The organism is Paenibacillus sp. FSL H3-0310 (assembly GCF_038002785.1).
Classification (GTDB): domain Bacteria; phylum Bacillota; class Bacilli; order Paenibacillales; family Paenibacillaceae; genus Paenibacillus_AQ; species Paenibacillus_AQ odorifer.
Map to the genome: position 1 here is coordinate 376,881 of NZ_JBBODC010000002.1, position 22,462 is coordinate 399,342.

The window sequence follows — 22,462 nt, forward strand, 5'->3', positions numbered from 1 at the left end:
TTGGGCCGCACTTTACAGTTACATTACAAAAGCATCTAATTCATTGACTTTGTAAGGGCTTTTTCATACGATTAACATATTAAATTATCTACTGATGCTTTAGAATCATTTTTACAAATTCTTCTAGGCACTAGTACTCACATCATTCTTAGGAGGGGACCATATGGATCTGGCAACTCGCCAAACCGGCACAACCGTCTCCCGTCGACCTAAACTACCTAAACAAGGCAGTTCGTCCCGGCTATCGCTGCGGATGATTCGTGTGAAGCATATTATCGTTGCACTGCTATTATCTATTTTTTTCTTCTTAGCCTTCTGCTTTGTCTCACTTCATGGCTATATCGCCTGGGTATTATCTAATCCAACGGTCGCACCTCTGTATTCCAATCCCATGCAGGCCAAAGGTCTAGCATACGAGGATGTGACGTTTCCAGCTAAAGATGGAAGTCGGATGATGAGCGGCTGGTATATTCCCTCCGAAGGGGCTACCAAAACTATCGTGTTCAGCCATGGCTATGGCGCCAACCGGGAAGAATCTTGGGTACCTATGTACGATCTCGCTCACTATGCACACAGTCTGAATTTCAATGTCGTGATGTTTGATTACGGCTTTGCTGCCCAAGGCAACAAGGATATTGCAACCGGAGGTAAAAAAGAATCCCAGCAGCTTCTAGGAGCTATTGATTTTGCTAAAGAACGTGGAGCTGAGGAGTTAGTGGTATGGGGCTTCTCCATGGGAGCAGGCACAGCACTGCAAACAGGATTAGTATCAGAGGACATTGACGCGATGATTCTGGACAGCACCTTTTTGTTAGAGCCAGATACGCTGTATCATAATATTAAGCAAAATATTGATCTGCCCCGCCAGCCTTCCCTGGCGATTATGGAAATGCTGTTCCCAGTTCTAAATGGTACGGGGCTGAATCAAATTCCTTATGCGAAGGTCAAATCCGAAGATTATCCTTTCCCTATTCTACTCATGCATGGAACCGAAGATGATAAAGCTCCTTATCCTATTGCCGAAAAGCTGGCCGCGAACCAAAGCAATCCGTTCTCAGATTCCTGGGTCGTAGAGGGCAGCCATCATGAATTGCTATTCCGTGAGCACCCGCGTGAGTATTTGCGGCGAGTCTCTGCTTTCTTAGGAAATGTTCAACTAGCCAAAACCTACAATGGCAATCAGCCGGCGATGGCAAGTAACTAGTTAAGCACTACAATCCGCCTCTGTCCCCTGATGGGTCAGCTGCTTCAACCATTTACCACGGCGAAAACGCACGTAACCTATAACCAATCGAACAGCCTCTTCCAGGGACAGAAAGAAGTATACCCAGGGAAGAGGCTGTTTCCATCCCCATGACAACAGTAGCCCTAGAGGCACCCCAAGCAACCAAGTTGTGGAGGCTTCCATAATAAAGACGAATTTACTATCGCCACCACTCTGCAGGATCCCTCCCGCAATCATCATATTGCCCACCTTTATCCATAAAAAAAGAGCAAAAAAGCAGATAACGGAAGTGGCCATTCGTCGCTCTTCCACTGTTAAGTTAAAGGCTGAGACGTAGAGCGGGGCAAGAACAGCAATAAGAACACCAAGCAGCAATGAAATCCCTACTCCTATTCGAACAAAAAAACGAGCATACTGAAAAGCACCTGCATTATTATTCTCTCCCAGCTTATGTCCGACCATAATGCCAGCTGCACCAGAAAGCCCTGCCAGAAGCCCAATCGTCAACCCCTGCAGCGGAAAGGTCACTGTCATAGCGGTCATCTCTGCTGTGCCCATACGGCTATATATTACGGAATAACAAGCCTCCCCTAAGACCCAAACCAATTCCGTTAAAACAATAGGTGCTATCGTTCTTAAAAAAGGTATGCACAGCGCTTTCGAAAACGAACTGAGTTCCTTAATACCTCCGGCACCCGGCAGCTTTCCACGATATACGGCTCCGACAATCAAAGCACTTTCGACTATACGTGAGATTAACGTTGCATATGCCGCACCTGCAAGTCCAAGCTCTGGAAATCCCCAATGCCCAAAAATAAGCGCATAGTTTAAAATAATATTCATTCCTACAGCAGCTATGCTAACAATCATTGGATACTTTACATGTCCTGAACTTCGTAGAACCGCCGAATAGAGCATCGTCAACATCGTTGGAATATAACTGAGGGCAACGATTTTCAGAAAAATGTACCCATTCTCCAACACTTCTTTATCCGTTGTAAAAATAGACAGACATAGCCGAGGGTTGAAAAAAACAAATATCGTAAATGAACCCGACAAGATCAGGCCAATTCCAAGACTTAATCCCAGTAGTGGTGTGATGCTCTTTCGGTCTTTACTCCCCCAATATTGAGCCGCGTATATAGCAAGACCCGTAGCAAGACCCGCCAGTACCACTGAAATCACGCTATAGATTTTACTAGCCATCCCAACCGAAGCGATTGCTACACCCCCAAGCTGCCCTACCATCAATTGATCTACTAAATACAGCACCGCCATGACTAGACTTTGGAGGGATATCGGTACCGCTAATTTTAACAGCTGATTATAAAATTGCTTCTTCTCAAGCTTGTTCATACCCTCATCTCATTTCTCAAAGTTTTTCTACTACCCCATAGGATTTCATTAATCGGCCACACGACAAAAAAAGGTACACCCTCCTTTTCGCGAGGTTGTACCTTTCGGTATCATTGCCTTTATTTTCCTGTATTATTTCACCATATCAAACGGTTGTCAACGATATTATTATCGCGTTCTTATGCTCTTCATAAGCTATCATGAGCACACATATAATGGACTGATGAAGACATATCACGGGAGGTTTTCTTGGAATGTTATATGTATACGGGCCGATGCTGCCAGTACGTATTTTAGAAGAAATCGTATTCTGGAAAACACAAGAGAAAGAGCATACCGAGGTTATCAAAGCAATCGTACCTAACCTGGAGGAACCCTATGTTAAACTGCTGGATGAATGGGCAGTGGTCTTCGGTGCCACAGAGATGGCCGCTCAGCAGTTATTGAATTCTGCCCTCTCTGCTTCTCCACCAAGTCAGGCTGAACTCACTGCGGAAACAGAAAAGCTGCTGCATATCTCCTGTACCCAATCCCAAGAATTTGTTCGGCAGCTTTTTGCCATTATGGAAAGTAGCGCAGCCGTCAAAGCCGTCCCCCTTGCTACCACTGTGATCCTGCATATTATTCGCGAATCAGAGTATTTCCTTGCCGTACTGCACACTCTGAGCTCACCCGGACAGCTCACGCAAATTATGAGAGATTATACAGCAGCCGACTATGTCGTAAGAACAGAAGAGGACAATGTCACTCGGAATGAGGGACTTATTCCTTCTACAGATACTATCCTTGATATTCGTGAAATGAGTGCTGTGCCAATTGGCGGACATACGCTGCCTCCATTGCCTTATGCTTATAATGCGCTGGAACCATACATCGATGAGAAAACCATGCGGATTCATCACGATAAACACCATCAAAGTTATGTAGATGGACTAAATAAAGCGGAGAACAAGCTAGCTGAGGCTCGCAAGAAAGGAGATTTCGATCTCGTTAAGCATTGGGAGCGGGAGCTAGCCTTTAATGGGGCAGGCCACTATCTCCATACAATCTTCTGGAACGTAATGTCTCCACAAGGTGGCGGGCGTCCAACTGGAGCCTTACTGGAAGCCATTGAACAAAGCTTTGGCAGCTATGACAGCTTCAAGAAACAGTTCACAGAAGCTGCGAATAAGGTTGAAGGTGGCGGCTGGGCTATTCTCGTCTGGAGTCCACGCAGTCATAGACTGGAGATTTTGACTGCGGAGAAACATCAGAACCTGTCACAATGGGACGTGGTTCCGTTACTGGCTCTGGATGTATGGGAGCATGCCTATTACCTTAAACATCAGAATAATCGGGCCGATTATATTGAGGATTGGTGGAAGGTCGTTAACTGGCCTTACGTCTCAGAACGTTATGCTGCTGCCAGTAAACTGGCCTGGAAGCCTTTTTGATATTATTTCAATTCACAGTGAACATCACTCTTATTCCCACACCCTGACCAAAAAGGACCCATCATTCACATTACGTGAACGATGGGTCCTTCCAATTTCGAGGTATGCACCCCGATATTTATTCCTTAATCAAGCTTAGAAACTCCGCACGAGCGGCGGCATCCTCACGGAAGACCCCTCTAGTAGCCATAGTTACCGTTTTGCTGCCTGGCTTCTTCACTCCGCGTGCACACATACACAGATGTTCTCCCTCCACAACAACCATAACACCGTGGGGGCCTAGCACCTCCGTCATAATATCAGCAATTTGCGCCGTAATGCGTTCTTGAACCTGTAGACGCCGGCTTACTGCTTCAACAAGCCGAGCTAATTTGCTGAGTCCAGCAATACGTCCGCTCGGAATGTATCCTATATGCACTTTACCAAAGAAAGGAGCCATGTGGTGTTCACATTGGCTGTAATAGACGATATCCTTAACAATCACTAGCTCTTCATGAGACTCATCAAAAGTAACGCCGAGCGCCTCGCGGGGATCTATCGAATAACCGCCGAATATCTCCTCGTACATCCGCGTAACACGTGCCGGTGTTTCCAGCAGTCCCTCGCGGCCGGTATCTTCACCGATTAATTCTAATATTTTCTCAACGTGATACTCGATTTGCTCACGGTTCTCTGCAACTTTACCGTTCACATATTCCTTGATGTTCCCCATGATGTCTCCCCCTTCCGCACCCGTATACATGTTATCCGGACCCGGTTACTTACTTCTACGTTTATTCCCTTTAGCTGCTCCTGGGCGCGCACCTGGCTGTCCCTGAGTCTTCATCATTTGCTGGGCACGCTGCATTTGCTTCCCGTTCAGGTTATAACCCATTTGCTTTGCAACCTTTTGCAGCATTTCAGGATCATTCTGCATGTTTGTCATTTGTTTGCGCAGATAATATACACCGATGAAAAAACCACCGATGAGACCTACGACCAATGTAATAATAGGTAATGCGATACTCATCTAAAGCCCACCTCTACACTCTATTGTCTGCATCGCCATATGGCACGCGAATCTATCATAGCATTTCAGGAACTGGACAGCAATTGGCAATATGCAACCTGTCTATGAACTTTTTCCTCCATTAATATCGCTGTCCTCCCGTGCCTTCTTCCCAGTAAGGAGCACATCCTGCGCCCGGCTTAGCATTTCCCTCACCGTGCTATCCTCCTCGCGCTCTAAACCCGCTTCTACAGCCGCTAGAGCCTCATCACCGCCAATACGTCCAAGCGCCCAAGCAGCAGTGCCCCGCATCTCTGGCCGCGGCTCTTTCAGAACAATCTCTGATAGCTTTGGCACAGCCCCGGCTTCCTTAAAATTGCCTAGGGCAATGATCGCATTTCGCTGCATCGGCTTTTTGCCTCTCCAGGCTGCTGAGCTATTGCCGAATTTCTCTTTGAACTCACGATTGCTAAGATCAAGGATCGGCAGCAGCAGCGGCTTCACAATTTCAGGATCAGGTTGCATCTGAGGGCGATGATTCCAGTTCTTACCTCTATTCTTGGGACATACAATCTGGCAAGTATCACAGCCGTATAGACGATTGCCGATCTTGGTCATATACTCCTCGCTGAGGAACCCTTTAGTCTGCGTCAAAAAAGAAATACAAGCCTGTGCGTTAAGCTGACCCGGACCCACAAGCGCTCCGGTCGGACAAGCATCAATGCACTTAGTACACTCCCCGCAGCCTTCTTCAACAGGTTCATCCGGAGCAAAAGGAATGTTCGTAACCATTTCCCCAAGATAAATCCATGATCCCCATTTGGGTGAGATGATAGAACAGTTTTTGCCGCTGAAGCCTATTCCCGCTCTTTCCGCTACCGCTCTATCTACTAGAACACCGGTGTCCACCATACTTTCCAGCACAGCCTCCGGTACACGCTCGTGAATAAATTCCTCTAGCTTACTTAAGGCTTCCCTCAGCACATGGTGATAGTCCCTGCCCCAAGATGCCCGGGCGAGGATGCCTCTACGTGCACCCGGCTCAGATTTAGGAGGGTTCTCCATTTTAGAAGGGTAAGCCACTGCAATCGAAATAATAGATAACGGCTTGTCTCCAGAAGACAATGCTGGAACTGTCCTTTTATCCAGATCGGGTTCCTCGAAGCCAGATTCATATCCTTTGTCCCGGTGGTCTTGCAGTATATTTTTTAAATATAAAAAAGGTTCTGCTGTTGTAAACCCGATATCATCAATACCGAGTGATGTCGCAGCCTCCTGAATCTCTGCTTTAAGCTGTGCCCACTTGGAAGGCGGGGGAGCATACGATGACTGAAATGTATTGGTCATTTCCGCCTTCTCCTTTCATATCTTCGCTGACTTTCTTATAATCTATTCAGTTTTGACAGAGGCCACCATATATAATCAGCCCTGCCGACAATCATATCCTGTGAAATAGAGCCGAAGTAACGGCTGTCCTTGCTGGCTGAAGCATGACGGTTATCGCCCATTACAAAATAATTGCCACTTTCCACGGTTAACGCTGCAAAATCCGGATCTTCAATCTCAGTATCGATATAGGGCTCATTCACTATTTTTCCATTCACGTATAACTGATGATTCCGTACCTCTATGATATCTCCAGGTATGCCAATCACTCGCTTCACTAAATACTCCTTATGACTAGGTCCGGTACTTGGATCATGAAGAATGACAACATCACCATGTTTTGGATTTACGAAGAGCAATGAAATTTTATTAATGAAGAGCCTCTCACCCTCCCAGAGCGTTGGCTGCATAGACTGACCTTTAACCGTTGATATATTGAACACAAAAACATTAAGAACAGACATCACAGCAAAAACAATCACAGCTGTAAGCAGCCAATCCTTCATTTCCGAGACCAAACGACCGCCCAGGGTAGTCTTGGATCTGGAGGATCTATGTCTTTGTTTCCTATTTCTCGTGTAATCTACTTGGGGCTCCTGATTCAATATGTCACCTCTGTTCTCAATAATTGAAGTCTATACTTGCAGATATTATAACAATAAAAAAGCATATCTCCCAGCCATTAGCAATGGACTTCTGGAAAATACGCTCGAGTATGAATGAAACAGACTATATCGTCAGCTATAGTTCTTTTTTCTAGAAAATGTTTCCGCTTTCGCAGCTGAGTGATCAAAATTACCCAACAATGCTCAGCTTCCGGACAGATTTGAAGATTTGATTCTCGCTATATCCCATAGCTTCATACAATGGCAAAGCAAAAGAATTATGCTCATCGACGGCTACATAGATACCACTGACTTTACGAGCTTGAAACCTGGATTCCATAGCTGATACCAGACTTCTACCGACTCCTCTGCGGCGATAATCAGGATGTACAGCAATCCGGAAATAACAACCGTGGTTTTTCTCAATTGTACCAATCAGTGCTCCAACAATTTCTTCTTCATCTTCCGCAACTACAATGAGATCTGAATCCCAAGAAAGCTGCCTGGAGAAAGGCTCGATAGTGTTCTCGAAACACTCTTCCGATAATGCGGTTTGCAGCAAATCAGTCACAGGGCTAACGTCGCTTAATTGAAAGGAACGAACGTGCATTCTTTAAAATCTCCCTTGTCTATGGCTTATGAATTTAACAAAAAGAAGGGGTTCCCTTAACATAGAGAAAATAAAAAAAAGCATCAAATATCGAGGAATACCTGCTTTTAAATCTATTAAAGCACACTTTTCTCGTGATATCATCATTTTTCTTTTGAAAGCGCTTAATATCAAGCGTTTACATTTCGGATGGGGTTCATTTCTTCATTAAAAGGGTATTAATAAGGATATATGTCTATAGGTTAGGGACTATTTATTTTAACATTCTAAATACAATTGTAAAACCCTTTCCCTCTCCAATTATACTTTATAAACATTTATGTTTGTTTAGTGTTGCATTATTGGTCTAGATACGGTTTAATTAAAGTATCCTATTGGGCGAAACCCTATAGTACATATTTACAATAAAGGATTTTGACGTTAGTTCGCCAGAATTCTTTATCTATAACAAAATTCTAATATAACTCAGGAGGGATTTTTCCATGGCATTTCAATTACCGGCACTTCCTTATCCGAACAACGCACTCGAACCACACATCGACGCATTGACGATGGAAATTCACCATGACAGACACCATAACACATATGTAACTAATCTGAATGCAGCTTTGGAAAAAGCACCTGAATTGCAAAGCAAAAGCATTGAAGAGCTTCTTACAGATCTGAACGCTGTACCTGAAGCTATCCGTACTGCTGTTCGCAACAATGGTGGCGGACACGCTAACCACACTTTGTTCTGGGAAGTTATCGGACCAAACGGCGGCGGCGCACCAACTGGCGCATTGGCTGAAGCTATCGATAAAGAACTGGGCGGATTCGAAAAATTCAAAGAAGATTTCGCAGCAGCAGCAACTACTCGTTTCGGCAGCGGCTGGGCTTGGCTAGTTGTTAAAGATGGCAAACTGGCAGTAACAAGCACACCTAACCAAGACAACCCAATCAGCGAAGGCGCTACTCCAATCCTCGGACTGGATGTATGGGAGCACGCTTACTACCTGAACTACCAAAACAAACGCCCTGATTACATCAAAGCGTTCTGGAACGTAGTAAACTGGGAAGAAGTTGGCAAACGTTACGAAAGCGCAAAATAAGAAATTCCATTTGGCTTATGCCATTTAACTAAAAAAGAAGGTATCTCAGAGCCGAATAGGCTAAGGGATACCTTCTTTGTTTAGGTTGGAGATATAGAGGGATAAAGATAAAGACAGAGATTGACTGACTGATTGACTGACTGATTGATTGAGATCCTCCCAGACACCGCATTTCACGCCGCTTGCGTCGCTTAAATGGATGCGCTGGATCGGTATAGATCAGAATAGATCGGTATAGATGAGAATAAATCGCAATAAATCTATACTCGGCTTACGAGAATCTGCGTTTGGAGTCGCTGAGCAATAGATTAGGGAATAACTCCCTAAAATTCTGCGATATACTCCATAAACACGAGTAATTAGGGAAATACTCCCTAAAAATTATCCGTTTTGGGCATAAAACCGATATTTTCCCAATTATTAGGGAGGTTTTCCCTAAAATGATCAATTACAAGCCAAATCGACCTATTTTTAGGGAAGAATTCCCCAATTAAATCTTTACCACTCTCGTAGCCATAGAACACCAGAAGAATTTAGTTGGAACAAGACTGAACTAATCTGAACCAAATAAACAAATATTTGCTACGAACAGACTGAAGCATACGACCCTACTTAGGTGCATATGACCATACTTAGGTGCATACTACTCTACTTAGGCGCATATGACCATACTTAGGTGCATACGACCCTACTTAGGTGCATACGACCATACCTAGGTGCATACGACCCTACTTAGGCGCATACGACCATACCTAGGTGCATACGACCCTACTTAGGTGCATACATCAAACTCAGGTTTTGTACATTTAGCACTTTAGCAACGCAACACGGCGAATCTTCTACTTCTCTAGCTTCGCCCGCTCTTCCTGCTCATCAAAATAAAGGTTCAGTAGCTTCAGAAAAACGTTAGGGAACGCATAGTTAGCCATGTCTTCGCGGCTGATCCAGCGCACTGCTCCGCCATCCTCTGGACTAGCGGTCCCGTCCTCAAATCTCTCGATAGGCATGCTGCTGTCGATCCCCGAGAATAAGTCCGCATCCGCGTTGTACACTGCCCGTCCTTCTGCCGCTATCGGCAGCGGAAGGGCGTCCTCTTCGCTGCAGCGGTACACCTGCAGCGTCCACACGATATGGCTGAAGATATGCTCAGCAGCCATCCAGTGCTTCTCAGGCCGGGCAGAGATCCCGGCCTCCCGCAGTGACCGGCGCAGCCGGTCCAGCGCCGCCGCTTCCGGCAGCCGCGCGCGCTTTGGCGCCGCCTTCCACAGGCGGCGCCGGCCAGTGCGGCAGCTCCCACATGCGGGCTAACAGCCCGCTTTGTGGCCGCTGCCGGATGAGCACTTGGCCCGCGTTGGCACCGCGGCCCTCAATCAAAGCCGCCAGCCGCTCCTCAGGGCGCGGCGGCTTGGCCTTGGTCTTGACGGGCAGCGAGGTCTCGCAGCCCGCCAGGCGCGCGGCGCAATGCTCCATCACCGGGCAGGTTAAACAGCGCGGTGATTTAGGAGTGCATACGAGCGCCCCAAGCTCCATCAGCGCCTGATTAAAAGATGCCGCTTCCCCCTCCGGGATCAGTTCAGCTGCCAGGCGCTCCATTTTTACGCGGGTGGGTCCCTTGGCGATATCATCCTCTATCAGGAAGTATCGGGACAACACCCGCATCACATTGCCGTCGACCGCTGGCTCCGGCCGATTGAACGCAATGCTAAGGATAGCCCCTGCCGTATAAGGTCCCACTCCCTTTAAACTGAACACAGCCTCACGATCATTCGGCACCTGCCCGCCATACAGCTCTTTGACCTGTTTGGCCGCATGCTGTATATTGCGAGCACGAGAATAATAACCTAAGCCTTCCCAGCACTTAAGAACGTCCTCTTCTGGTGCATCGGCGAGCGACTCCACGGTAGGAAACCTTTCGATAAACCGATTGAAATACGGGATTACCGTATCCACCCTTGTCTGCTGCAGCATTATTTCAGAAATCCAAATATAATAAGGATTGCGGTGCCGACGCCAAGGCAAATCCCGTTTCTGCCCTTGATACCACTCCAGCAAATGATAGCTGAAATATTGCTTAGCCTCCCGCAGCTCCTGTTCGTCTTGAACTTGTAGATCTTGTTGTGTCATTATAACGCTCCTTGCCCTTCTATAATCAGGGTTCAATTTATGAACCTGGCCCTTCCACGACGGCAAAAGCCGAAGCCAAATCACGGCCATGTGTTATCGTAAGATGAATGGTGTACCTCTGTCCATTTGGCAGATCTAGTCTGCTCCAAGCTTCACACGATAAAGTTACCTCTGGTTTTCCTTTAACATCAGGCAATATCTCAATATCGTGAAACCCAACTACATTGCCGATGCCACAGCCTAAAGCCTTCACAACTGCTTCCTTGGCAGCAAAACGTCCGGCTACGAACTCAGCCAACCTCCCGCTTCGCTCTTCAGCAAGTTGATATTCTTGCTCTGTTAAGACCCGCTGGTTAAATTTCTTACCCAGTCCTCTATTTATTACCTCTGAGATTCGTTCAATTTCTAACACATCATGTCCGATTCCGTAAATCAACACTTCACGCTCCTTATGGACGTGTATCCCATTTTGCTTCAATAATGGTATGATCAATCATATGAAGTATTATTAAAAGTAATAGTCCTGCAAGATTCTTTCTGCTATCTTAAAAGAAAATGCGCTCTAAGTCTAATAAGACTATCCAGCGACTTCACGATAGACTAGCTGATTTACTTCATTTTTATATATGGAGAGGGGATTACCCTATGAATCATCGTAATTTTGAAATACCTGCCGGAGACGGAGCTGTTCTCCGCTGCTCACACTTCCCAGCCCAAGGCAAAGCCAAAAGCGTTATAGTTATAGCCCATGGCTACAAAGGTTTTAAAGATTGGGGAATGTTTCCTTACATAGCCACAACTCTCAGCCAAGAGCATGAAGTAATTACTTTTAACTTCTCTCATGCTGGCATCGGGGAAGATCTGCTGCATTTCACTGAACTTGAGAAGTTCGCCCGCAACACCTATCGCCGCAGCTTGAAGGACATGGAAATCCTGTTGTCCTATCTTAGTCAACACCCGAAATTCGGCAGCCTGCCGTTATTCCTTCTCGGCCACAGTCTCGGAGGGGGAATTTGTTTGGTCTACACGCTTGATCATCCCAATGAGATCAGCGGAGTAATCTCCTGGAACGGGGTTACGAAACTCGATTTGCTGACGGAAGAACAAAAGCAGCAGATGAAGGAAACAGGAAGAACCTATGTCCTTAATGGACGTACTGGCCAACAAATGCCGCTGGATGCTGTAATTTTAGAAGACATGGAGAACAACAAAGAACGCTATAACATCCTTGAACGCATACAGAAAGCGTCCTTCCCAGTTGTCCTTATTCAAGGCAGTCAAGATGGAGTACATCTCCGCCAAGGATCTGAGCATCTCATCAAACTTCGGCCAGATATTAGCTGGGTGCAGGTTCCTGAGGGTAATCATACGTTCAACACTGTGCATCCTTTTGCTGGCACGACTCCGCAATTAGAGCTCGCGATTGCTGCGACAACTAATTTTATCGATCAGACACTTACGCTTACAGAATAATTATTCTTCTTAGTCTATCCAGCTATCCAACTCACAAAAACCGCCACGAGCGCTGCTGCTACGCAGACCCGTGGCGATTTCTAGTTCAACCTATTCTAAATCCCCGGAATAACATTACGCTTATGTGCCGTTCTCCGGTAATAATTCTCAAGCTTCTCAGCTACTTCAGGGTTAACCTGTTTACCTTCAAGATAGTCGCTGTTATCGTCATAAGTAATGCCCAGCTCGGTTTCATCCGTCTGACCCGGCCATAAGCCCGCCGTAGGTGCTTTTGTGACAATATCCGCAGGCACACCGATATGTGCAGCCAATTGACGTACCTGACGTTTATTAAGTGTGGATAGTGGTGTAATATCTACAGCGCCATCGCCCCACTTCGTGTAGAAGCCGGTAATCGCTTCAGAAGCATGATCCGTTCCTACTACAATTAGATTGTTCTCAAAAGCGAGTGCATATTGCATAACCATACGTGTTCTGGCTTTAACATTTCCTTTGCCTTGATGCGTCATATGGCGGTGTTGGCCTATTGATTTCAGACCATGCTCAACTTCAAGGGCAATTTCATTTACCGCTTCCTCAATGTTGGTCTCCACAGTATGAGTCAGATTAAAAGCTTTGGCAACATCATAGCTATGCTGAATATCTTCCTGAACCCCATAAGGCTGGAATACTCCAAGCGTCATATACTCTGTGCCTTTTTCTGCCGACAGCTCGTCCGTAGCCTGTTTACAAAGACCCGCGGCTACCGCACTGTCCACTCCACCACTAATGGCGATCAATAATCCTTTAGCCCCTGCGTTCAGCACGTACGACTTTAAGAAATCAACCCGTTTGCGTGCCTCAACCTCTACATCAATCGTTGGCTTCACGCCAAGATCCGCAATAATTTCTTTCTGTAAACTCACCAAACACACCTCGTTCCATCAGAAATGGTTCCATATCCATCAAAATATCCACCCAAACGAAGCTCATGCTTCTAAGCATATTCTATCCCATTATTGCTCTTATATTTTGAAAAATCCCGCATGCAGCCGATTTACCGGCTGATGCGAGATTATATGGAATAACTGTTTTTACTGGCACAAACGATTGAAGACTTCTTTCAATTCAGCAGCAATTTCAGCAGCCGAACGATCTTCTACACCATGACGTTCAATAAAGTGAACGAGTTCTCCATCCTTCATCAGTGCGATGGAAGGTGAGGATGGCGGATAAGGAGCAAAATATTCACGTGCTTTAGCAGTAGCTTCTTTCTCTTGACCTGCAAACACTGTGAACAAGTGATCCGGAGTGATTTCATTTTGCAAAGCCTGAGCTACACCTGGACGACATTGTCCAGCAGCACAACCACAGACCGAATTTACGACTACAAGCGATGTTCCTTTTGCGGTTGGAAGAGTTGCTTCCACCTCTTCTGGAGTCATAAGCTCCTGAAACCCGATACTTGTCAGGTCATCACGCATAGGCTGAATTGAATCTCTCATATATTGATTAAAAGACATGGACATTTCTCTGCACTCTCCTTCACTTTTCAACTGTTTGTCAGATAATATTACAGCAGTACTTACTAACTTTATTATACATTCATACTCTGTGAAAGCAAGAGATGCTGTAGAGGGTGATTCAATCTAAGAGCGAACCCCGCTGGGTTCCTCCTTATCCAATGGGAAGGAGATCGTAAATACCGTACCCTCTCCTTCTACAGACTCTACATTTATTTTACCGTTATGCCGCTCCACAATACTAAGACACAAGGATAAGCCTAGACCTGTTCCCTGAATTTTCGTCGTAAAAAAGGGTAAAAACAGCTTCTCGCGTTGACTTTCTGACATACCAACACCGCTATCGGTGACAATCAACTCCACTTTATCATGAGTACTGCGTGTCTCCAGTGTCAGCACCCCCTTGGGTCCCATAGCCTCCATACCATTACGTCCTAAATTGAGAATAAGCTGCTTGATTTCCCGGACATTTAGCTCCAATTCATGCAGTGATGGGCTCAGCTTCAGTTCAACACTTTGACCGCGAAGATTAGCATCAGCCCACAGCAATGGACTAACTTCTTCTATAATATGGTGCAGCAGCACCTTCTCTTTATCAGAAACCCGGCTCTGTGCCAAGGATAAAAAATCATTAATAATACTATTAGCGCGGTCCAGCTCTTCCATCACAATCTGATAATAAGAATCCAATTCTTGAGCACTCTTTTCTCTCATCAGCTGCAAAAAACCCCGAACTACCGCCATAGGATTACGAATCTCATGGGTAATTCCAGCAGCCATCTGCCCGACCAAGCTCAAACGTTCCACATGATCCAGCTCTACACGTAGTTTTTCCTCATTGGTCATATCCTGCACAATAATTACAGCACCACTTGTTACCCCTGAGCTCTTATGCATTAACGGCGCTGAATAAATCTGATAGATGCGCGACTCATGAATCATTTTTTCACTGGAACGCCGTTTAGAGCGGATATTATCACTTACCCGCATATATGCCTGTGTATCCACTGAGCTGTGAAAAAACTTTTTTACCGGTTCGTCAATAATATCCTCTTTTCGCAAATTGGGATAATGAGTCCTCATCATTCCTAACATACAATCATTAAGATCAGTTACAACTCCGTGTTCATCCAGAGACATAATACTCAGAGGGACTACATTGGTAATCTGCTGCAGCTTCTCGGACTCCCACTGGAAACTTTCACTGATACTCTCCATTTGTACTTTATCCCGAAATCTACTTCTAACCATCTCAACAAAATATACAAAAACACCACCTAGCGCGATGGTAAAAAACAGATACACCGTAATCAGAAATGCTTGCACGGAATTTGATTCATATATATTTTCCCCGCCTATAATCGGGACTAACGCAATAAATAGCATGCTTGGACAAAGAATCATCCATAACATACCGATCTTCTCAACTACTGTACCTTTCTTAAAAGGTTTGGCCAGTCCAAACAGTAGCGGATATAATAAAACCCCTGAATTCAATATCACGTTACTGATTCCTGTAGGCTCCGCAATGATTACATTGCAGATAAGCAAGAAAATGGACAGCAAAATGCCCGAACGGGTAGTTCCATATAAAATACCAATATACGCAGGGATTAATCCTAAATTCAAATAGGCTACACCAAACAGAGTTGTCGAAAGAAGAGAGCACAGGATAAGACTAAACGTACACGCCAAAATTAAAAAGGTCTGATCATTTGGGAGCTTCCCCTTTTTCCGAGTCACAAATCTACGGTCCACCCACCATTGAAAAAGAAAAAGAAAGGAGCATGCTGCCGATATTTGCAATAAGATATCCTTAACCGCACCAATAATTACAATCACACCCCAAAATGGACAAATTACCCTACATGCTTAGATTAAAGCACAGGATTACTCTCCTGACAACGATAATCACCTAATGATTGGACAAGACTGGTTACATGTGAATCAGAATGGTATGATTCCGTTAGGAATACCCGCGGAAATCGCTTCCGTGTCTTAACATGTAAAGGAGTAAAATTTCATGAGCAATTACGATGTGATCGTCATTGGGGGCGGCCCTTCGGGTCTAATGGCAAGCGTGGCCGCTGCAGAACACGGGGCATCCGTTCTGCTAATCGACAAGGGAGCAAAACTAGGCCGAAAGCTCGGAATATCTGGTGGCGGACGCTGCAATGTTACCAACGTCAAGGAAAGAGACGAGCTAATCGCCCATATTCCAGGAAACGGGCGTTTTTTGTATAGTGCCTTCGACCATTTTAATAACCAGGATATCATCGCCTTTTTTGAAGGTTTAGGCATTGCATTAAAAGAAGAAGATAACGGGCGGATGTTTCCCGTTTCCGATAAGGCCTCTAGTGTCGTCTCTGCCCTAATCAGCAAAGTACGGAGTCTAGGCGTGCAGATTATGACCGACAGTCCCGTCTCAAGAATAATCTATAACGAAGAGGCTGTTAAGGGAGTCCAGCTGAGCTCGGGCAAGACGATCGCCTGCACTGCTGTTATCATCGCCACCGGAGGCAAGTCTGTACCACAGACCGGTTCCACTGGAGATGGCTACCCTTGGGCAGAAGCCGCAGGGCACACGATCACCGAGCTGTTTCCGACAGAGGTGCCGATTCTTTCACGGGAAGAATGGATTAAGTCAGGCGAGCTGCAAGGCCTGTCGCTACGTGATGTAGCCCTCACTGTGTGGAATCCTAAAGGAAAGAAGGTCATCTCTCATCGAGGAGATATGATATTCACCCATTTTGGATTATCAGGGCCCATTGCACTGCGGTGCAGCCAATTTCTGAGACAAGTCCAACGTAAATCCGGCACAGATACGGTGGAGATGTCCATTGATCTCTTCCCTGATCTGAACACACAGGAAGTAGAATCAATGTTGCAGGATAAGCTGGATCAGGAACCTAAGAAAGCGATCCGCAATTCGCTGAAAGGACTGTTGCCAGAACGTCTCATCCCCCTCTTGCTGACTAAAGCTGACTTAGATGGGGATACAACTGGCTATCATGTCTCCAAGAATGGGTTGCTTCTATTGGCTGGGATTTTAAAACGCATGCCGGTTTATGTGCATGGCACCCGTTCCCTATCCGAGGCCTTTGTTACCGGCGGCGGGGTAAACCTGAAGGAGATCGATCCCAAAAGAATGGAATCGAAGCTTATGCCGGGGTTATTCTTCTGCGGCGAGGTACTCGATATCCATGGCTATACAGGAGGCTACAATATAACAGCGGCCTTCTCAACAGGATATACAGCAGGCAAGCACGCTGCTGACATTCGACTGGGATAATCTCTAATGCAACGTGAATATCCTCCAAGCAGCTTACTACTTTGAAAATGGCGGTCTGCGCGATTCTCTCATTAATTGGAGAATCGCTCCTCTGTTTTGGGTTCCTCAGCTGCTATGTGGAGCGTCTGTCCTAATCAGCTACTGCGGCTTCGGACCCAGATGACGTTATTTGCGAATTTATCACCTTATGGGCAGTGTTTCGGACTCCAACGACGCTATTCATTATAACGAGACTCATATATGGTGTTTTTCATGGCAATAGCAACTATGGAGTCCGTTAGCATCCCAAAAGTGGAAAAATAGTATGTTTAGGGGCAGCTGTGTCCGATAGGCTAGCTAGGTACCTCATACGTACGTGCGTGCAATAGATCGAATCAAGACAAAAAAAGAAGAGTGCCCCAGCAGCCTTTTCACGGCTTATGAGGCACTCTTCCGTTCTATTTATATCTTTATTTCGCTAAGCGAAATGTTCCAAATATTCTAGAGCTAAACAGTGCAACGATATAACCTAGCGGGATGAACAGGATAATCCCAAACCATCCATATAAGGAAATACAGATCAGCGCAGAACAAATGATTGAAAAAGGAAGCAGTAAGATAGGGACCGCACGCAGTCCCGCTTCGGCTTTTTGTTCCTTTGTAAACGGCAGAATTCCGATGTAATCATCTCCCACGAATAACGACCAGAACGACAACAGCCAATTGGTCATGAGAGAAACTAAAACTATAAAGCCCAGCCATTTGAACCCTGATGGAATGATAAATATCGCTAGAAGGGACACAGCAGTAAACGATAAGTAGAGCTTTAAATGAGCAGGATTCCGTACAAGGGCCTTAATCGCTGCCGCAGAGAAACGGCTCTCGGCAGTTTTTGATTTTAGCAAAGGCTGTGATTTCCGGAAAATCCACGGCTTATGGCGGGTCGGACGTGGCTTATCCAGTACACCGCGGAGTAATAGGGCCGCTATTTTCATCCGCTGCTTATAATCTTCACGCACATCGTTCATGAATGTCCCACGCATCACTATACGCCGCTGAAGAGCGATTACCGCTACGACTGCAAAGAGTGCTGCGATCAGCAGCATAAAAACTGGACTGTTGTTCCAAAACGCAGCTGCACGGAAATAGATCCCACAAGGAACGGAGATGGCCAGAATCAGCCACAGCCAGCGCCGCCAGCCTTGCTTTTGTACTTTTACAATATGCCCCAGTAATTTAATGCACCAGCTACATGCCAGAGTCAGAGCGAACAGCGCCCATACCTCTGATGACAGCATTCCATATCCCCGAACCAGAAAAGGTAATAACAGCACAAAAGCTGCACAGAACTTCAACGATGTTACGATCAGGCTGTACAGCAACCCGCGAAACATAATCGTATTTATCCATCGCTGCCGTTGTCTTAGAAATAATAGATCGCCTTCCTGCAATAATAGCACCAGTCCCCCTCTACAGAGCAGGAGCACTAATAATGAAGGAATGAGCATAAACGGCAAATCTCCACTCCAAGCTGGCAATGCCTCGTTCCAGAACCCGTAATATAACCGTCCTCCCAGAAATCCCCCGGGAATCAGTATATATAACAGCACAGTCCAATCGGCAGCCGTACGGATAATAGCAGATTGCTCACGCCAATGAGAAAATAATCGCCGCCAGAATAGCTTTTTGGAGGTAGGAAAAGCAAACCCTCGCTGCTTCTGCTTACTCATGTCAGTTCGTCGAAGCAATCAAACAACGACGCCTCCGGCAGCCCAGCATAATCACGTATATCTTCGAGCGTTCCAGCAGCGGCAACCCTGCCACCCGAGATCAGCACAAAATCATCGCAAATTTTCTCAGCAGTATCCAATACATGCGTAGACATTAATACACCAGCTCCGCGCTGCCGCTCCGCTTCCAGCAGTCGCAGGAAATCTTTAGTGGCCCGAGGATCCAAGCCGATAAAAGGCTCGTCCACAATATAAACATCCGGCTGCACCAAAAAGCCAAGCATCAGCATCATTTTCTGTTTCATACCCTTAGAGAAACCAGCTGGAAGATCATCACGGACATGATTCATGCCGAACTGCTTCAGTAACCTCTCCGCCGTTTCTTGAAACTGCTCATATTTTAGTCCATAAGCAGCAGCAGCCAAATCTAAGTGCTCCCATAAGGTCAGGTCCTCATAAAACACCGGCTGCTCCGGTACATAAGCATAGGATTTATTAACTCCATTAAAGGAGACCTTAGCTTTGGTATTCTTAAGCAAACCGAGCAGTGTTTTGATTGTAGTACTTTTTCCCGCACCGTTTGGTCCGATCAGTCCGAGCAGCTGTCCACGCCGCACCTGAAATGAAATATCGAATATGCACGGGGCACCTGCTTCATAGCCTGCTTCATCGATCTCAACATCGAGTACAATCTCTTCGTCGCTCTCGGTATCCCCTGTTATTTCTACATTCTCCATATTCGCCAACTCCTAAATATTTCTAATGAATATTATTATCGAAATTCCAATCCAGAAAGATAGCTTCTCTAATCGTACTATATATACTTTCTCCAAGGAAGCAAACTGATTTTTTCACAGCTCAGAGAACTACTCTCCTATTTAAAAAAGAAACCTCCCATTAAAGAGAGGTCTGTCCCAGAAGCTCTAGGTTATTTGTTGCTGAAATTTCTTCTTCACGTTTAATTGCCGCTTCATCTCTACGCTCGATTTTACCACGCAGCATTAACAGTAACACTCCGAGCAGGGCTGTAAGCAAACCAGAGAGAATGAAAGCCGGGACAGGTCCTGACGCTGTAACTAAAGCCCCACCGGCTACAGGTCCCAAGATAACAGCCGCACTTGTTAGACTGCCTATAGTTCCAAATACACGGCCCGTGTATTCCGCAGGGGTCCGCTGTTGCAGCATAGAATTGAAGGGAATGAACGCAAGGCCTGCTCCCACACCAGCAAACATAAAAGAACCAAATAAAGCGATGTTCATCCATAATCCGGCCTGACCGTGGTCAGTTACAATTCCTGCACTTGAGAAAACAACCCCCATAATTACAGCTCCCAATCCCATAAAGACGAGCGTATGTTTACCACTGCCTATACGGCTTACAAGCAGGGCTGACAGTAAGGTGCCAAGGCCACTGGCTGCCACACACCAACCCAGCAGATCACCGTTCACACCCGGAATTTCCCGGAATAACGTTACAATCTGCGAATCACCAATTTGCAGCATTAGCAGCACTAGCACCAGCATAGCAATCCCGCAAAGTACTACAGGCATTCCCACGATCACCTGCAGACCCGCCGACATTTCTTGGCGAAAAGACTTCCGAGCACCATTCTCCCCTGTGCTATCCTCTGCTGCATCTTTCTTCAGTGCAGCCGCACGCGGCAGTCCTATTAAGATGACCGCCGATAAAATGAAGGTAGCCGAGTCAATCACATAACAAGCGGCAATACCAAATGCGGCAACCAGCAGTCCACCTAGAGCAGGACCTACAATTTTGGTTATTTGTTCGATAGATGAGCTAAGCGCCATGGCTTTATCCATCTGGGCCGCAGGGACAAGCTCCTTGAGCTTTCCGCTTTTGGCTGGTGAAAAGAGTACATCCATGATCCCTTTAGCCACCAGCAGGACATATACCTGCCAGAGAGAACCTGCAAATACCAAACAAACAACGATTCCGGCACGAGCTAGATCCGAACCAATCATCAGCGCCTTGCGGTTAAAACGATCACTTAAATAACCTGCGAACGGTCCTCCTAAGAGCAACGGCACAGCCATACATAAAGATATAGCCGTAATTTCCCACGGTGTCGCATTCCATTTAAAACCTACCATTGTCAGTAGCGCTAGGATATGCAACCAGTCTCCCACATTCGATACAAGCTGTGCGGCAATAAGCAGCATAAAGGGCTTATTCGCCGTTAGCTTTCCTTCTTTTGAATCATGAGCCAGTTGTTCCTCCATCTTACTTCACTCCCCGTTACTATTTCTCGATGAAGTAATAGTAAAATATTGGAGAACATCAATCATCCGTCTGGAGGCGTAAATAGCGCTTGAACCTAAGACTGAAATTCTTATCCTTTCAAAGACTGAAATCAAAAAAACCTTCGTTTTTATCGTATTCAAAAAATTGTTTGATTTTTAATAATTAAAAGTGTGCTCATTGTGACAAATCACATGTTCTTCATTCGCTCTTTCACGTATTCTAAGGTTATCTCAAGGTTCGTTGCACAGGTAACCCGTGCACTAATGACTATTGATTGCAAACTGTGCGATGAGTTCACACATGATTAACGATAGAGGGTGGAGAAGCATGATACAATCTTACGAACGTGATACGCAATTAACACTACATTTGTACCGGGTATTTGCCAAGTCTTTTAAGAGCATTAATGAACATGCTGTTACCGGCAGCAAAATTGAAGGTTTTAATCCGACTGCCTTTGCCGTTATGGAAGTGTTGTATTATAAGGGACCACAACCCATTCAACAAATTGGCGCCAAGCTGCTGCTGCAAAGCGGCAACGTTACTTACGTAATCGATAAGCTTGAGGAACGCGGCTATTTGCAGCGTAAGCCTTGTCCGAGCGACCGCCGTGTGATTTTTGCGGAGCTGACTACGGAAGGTGAACGTCTCATGAATGAGATGTATCCGAAATATTCAGAACGCCTGCATCTTGCTTTCAGCGGTCTGAATGATGATGAGAAGGAACAAATGATTGTTCTGCTCAAAAAGATGGGTCTACAAGCTGAGAAGCTATCCCCTCTTCCTCGTAAGTAAGAGTCGCTTATTTATGTGTTTTAGACAAGCTGTTGTTGATTTCTGTTAATGGTAAAAAGAAAACCAATAGGCGATTCTCCGATTTATTTGAGAATCGCCCATTGGTTTTCTTTTGTTCTGCGGCAGTTTACTTGAGCAGATGATATAAGTCCTTATGACCCCTCTGAGCAAAATTTGAGTGCCTTTTTACAGCCTCCGTTAGCCGAACATTAGTTGGGAACTGATCAGTTAGGGCAGTAAGTCGATGCCGAAGACGGACTTTGAGGTCCGCTTTTGGCAAACCTCGGATCATCGTCATCCTTATTCGGCATGACTTGCGTGCACGCTTCCGACTGGATTTGGCGTAGCACACCTCCGATTGGACTTGGCGAACACACTTCCGATTGGACGTCCCTTCTAGCTGACCGTAACTACCACTCTCAGTAAAATCCACTTTTGATATAACCCGCTATATTTTCAGCGCCCGATCTTGATGGGAACCTGAGCAGTAGCTAAAGGAATAACTGCATTCTATACAGCTATTTCGTATGCAAATCGGATTATTCTAACTTTAAGTGTATTCTGTACAATTAAAAACCAGAAAAAGTACCCCTAGGCGAGTAAATCAAGA

Annotated in this window: 18 protein-coding genes and 2 pseudogenes; 6 read left to right on the forward strand and 14 right to left on the reverse strand. The window is 45.7% G+C overall.

Annotated features, from left to right (window positions below; translation table 11 throughout):
- Positions 1–163 precede the first annotated feature (163 nt).
- Complete coding sequence (locus tag MHH63_RS21115) at positions 164–1,204, forward strand: alpha/beta hydrolase (RefSeq protein WP_139329954.1); 1,041 nt, start codon at positions 164–166, stop codon at positions 1,202–1,204.
- On the opposite strand, the gene MHH63_RS21120 is transcribed toward MHH63_RS21115, so the two are convergent.
- The gene (locus MHH63_RS21120; RefSeq protein ID WP_076277871.1) at positions 1,205–2,581 is read right to left on the reverse strand and encodes an MATE family efflux transporter; all 1,377 of its coding nucleotides are present in this window, start codon (positions 2,579–2,581) and stop codon (positions 1,205–1,207) included.
- A gap of 254 nt (positions 2,582–2,835) precedes the next feature.
- Here MHH63_RS21120 and MHH63_RS21125 point away from each other — a divergent pair, with 254 nt between their 5' ends.
- Positions 2,836–4,014, forward strand: a complete 1,179-nt coding sequence (locus MHH63_RS21125; protein ID WP_076138416.1) for a Fe-Mn family superoxide dismutase — start codon at positions 2,836–2,838, stop codon at positions 4,012–4,014.
- A 118-nt stretch (positions 4,015–4,132) separates the two neighbouring features.
- Here MHH63_RS21125 and folE read toward each other — a convergent pair whose 3' ends face one another.
- From folE to MHH63_RS21150, 5 genes and pseudogenes are all read right to left on the reverse strand, one after another.
- Positions 4,133–4,726, reverse strand: a complete 594-nt coding sequence (gene folE / locus MHH63_RS21130) for a GTP cyclohydrolase I FolE (RefSeq protein ID WP_036676830.1) — start codon at positions 4,724–4,726, stop codon at positions 4,133–4,135.
- Between the two features lie 45 nt (positions 4,727–4,771).
- Positions 4,772–5,023 (reverse strand): YneF family protein, encoded by a 252-nt coding sequence (locus tag MHH63_RS21135; RefSeq protein WP_036676828.1) that lies wholly within the window; start codon positions 5,021–5,023, stop codon positions 4,772–4,774.
- A 129-nt stretch (positions 5,024–5,152) separates the two neighbouring features.
- Positions 5,153–6,349 (reverse strand): annotated as a pseudogene (queG, locus tag MHH63_RS21140) (tRNA epoxyqueuosine(34) reductase QueG); the annotation flags it as partial.
- Positions 6,350–6,384: 35 nt separating this feature from the next.
- Positions 6,385–6,993, reverse strand: a complete 609-nt coding sequence (lepB, locus tag MHH63_RS21145) for a signal peptidase I (protein ID WP_076101394.1) — start codon at positions 6,991–6,993, stop codon at positions 6,385–6,387.
- A 190-nt stretch (positions 6,994–7,183) separates the two neighbouring features.
- Positions 7,184–7,603, reverse strand: a complete 420-nt coding sequence (locus MHH63_RS21150) for a GNAT family N-acetyltransferase (protein WP_036676822.1) — start codon at positions 7,601–7,603, stop codon at positions 7,184–7,186.
- 482 nt (positions 7,604–8,085) lie between these two features.
- Here MHH63_RS21150 and MHH63_RS21155 point away from each other — a divergent pair, with 482 nt between their 5' ends.
- Positions 8,086–8,694, forward strand: coding sequence for a superoxide dismutase (locus MHH63_RS21155; protein WP_036676820.1), 609 nt, complete (start codon positions 8,086–8,088; stop codon positions 8,692–8,694).
- Between the two features lie 839 nt (positions 8,695–9,533).
- Here MHH63_RS21155 and mutY read toward each other — a convergent pair.
- Both mutY and acpS read right to left on the reverse strand, forming a co-directional pair.
- Positions 9,534–10,818: pseudogene (gene mutY / locus MHH63_RS21160) on the reverse strand (A/G-specific adenine glycosylase).
- Between the two features lie 37 nt (positions 10,819–10,855).
- The gene (gene acpS / locus MHH63_RS21165) at positions 10,856–11,254 is read right to left on the reverse strand and encodes a holo-ACP synthase (RefSeq protein ID WP_076186292.1); all 399 of its coding nucleotides are present in this window, start codon (positions 11,252–11,254) and stop codon (positions 10,856–10,858) included.
- Positions 11,255–11,463: 209 nt separating this feature from the next.
- On the opposite strand from acpS, the gene MHH63_RS21170 reads away from it, so the two are divergent.
- Entirely contained in the window at positions 11,464–12,291 is an 828-nt protein-coding gene (locus MHH63_RS21170; RefSeq protein WP_036676817.1) for an alpha/beta hydrolase, read from the forward strand.
- Between the two features lie 95 nt (positions 12,292–12,386).
- On the opposite strand, the gene nadE is transcribed toward MHH63_RS21170, so the two are convergent.
- The 3 genes from nadE to MHH63_RS21185 all read right to left on the reverse strand — a co-directional run bounded on the left by nadE (position 12,387) and on the right by MHH63_RS21185 (position 15,422).
- Positions 12,387–13,196: an ammonia-dependent NAD(+) synthetase gene (nadE, locus tag MHH63_RS21175; RefSeq protein WP_076124401.1), complete on the reverse strand. Its 810-nt coding sequence runs from the start codon at positions 13,194–13,196 to the stop codon at positions 12,387–12,389.
- A gap of 168 nt (positions 13,197–13,364) precedes the next feature.
- Positions 13,365–13,799: a BrxA/BrxB family bacilliredoxin gene (locus MHH63_RS21180; RefSeq protein WP_036676813.1), complete on the reverse strand. Its 435-nt coding sequence runs from the start codon at positions 13,797–13,799 to the stop codon at positions 13,365–13,367.
- Positions 13,800–13,919: 120 nt separating this feature from the next.
- Positions 13,920–15,422 (reverse strand): ATP-binding protein, encoded by a 1,503-nt coding sequence (locus MHH63_RS21185; protein WP_341172082.1) that lies wholly within the window; start codon positions 15,420–15,422, stop codon positions 13,920–13,922.
- A 394-nt stretch (positions 15,423–15,816) separates the two neighbouring features.
- Here MHH63_RS21185 and MHH63_RS21190 point away from each other — a divergent pair, with 394 nt between their 5' ends.
- Positions 15,817–17,085 carry a BaiN/RdsA family NAD(P)/FAD-dependent oxidoreductase gene (locus MHH63_RS21190; protein ID WP_341172083.1) on the forward strand — a complete coding sequence of 423 codons (1,269 nt, stop codon included), beginning with the start codon at positions 15,817–15,819 and terminating at the stop codon, positions 17,083–17,085.
- 449 nt (positions 17,086–17,534) lie between these two features.
- On the opposite strand, the gene MHH63_RS21195 is transcribed toward MHH63_RS21190, so the two are convergent.
- The 3 genes from MHH63_RS21195 to MHH63_RS21205 all read right to left on the reverse strand — a co-directional run bounded on the left by MHH63_RS21195 (position 17,535) and on the right by MHH63_RS21205 (position 21,035).
- Positions 17,535–18,794: an ABC transporter permease gene (locus tag MHH63_RS21195; RefSeq protein WP_341172084.1), complete on the reverse strand. Its 1,260-nt coding sequence runs from the start codon at positions 18,792–18,794 to the stop codon at positions 17,535–17,537.
- Positions 18,791–19,531, reverse strand: coding sequence for an ABC transporter ATP-binding protein (locus MHH63_RS21200; protein ID WP_036676805.1), 741 nt, complete (start codon positions 19,529–19,531; stop codon positions 18,791–18,793). The genes MHH63_RS21195 and MHH63_RS21200 overlap by 4 nt, the downstream gene beginning before the upstream one ends.
- Positions 19,532–19,691: 160 nt before the next feature.
- Positions 19,692–21,035 (reverse strand): MFS transporter, encoded by a 1,344-nt coding sequence (locus tag MHH63_RS21205; protein ID WP_340977545.1) that lies wholly within the window; start codon positions 21,033–21,035, stop codon positions 19,692–19,694.
- A 349-nt stretch (positions 21,036–21,384) separates the two neighbouring features.
- Here MHH63_RS21205 and MHH63_RS21210 point away from each other — a divergent pair, with 349 nt between their 5' ends.
- On the forward strand, positions 21,385–21,852 hold the full coding sequence (locus MHH63_RS21210; protein ID WP_036676802.1) for a MarR family winged helix-turn-helix transcriptional regulator: 468 nt from the start codon (positions 21,385–21,387) through the stop codon (positions 21,850–21,852).
- The last annotated feature ends 610 nt before the right edge of the window (positions 21,853–22,462 follow it).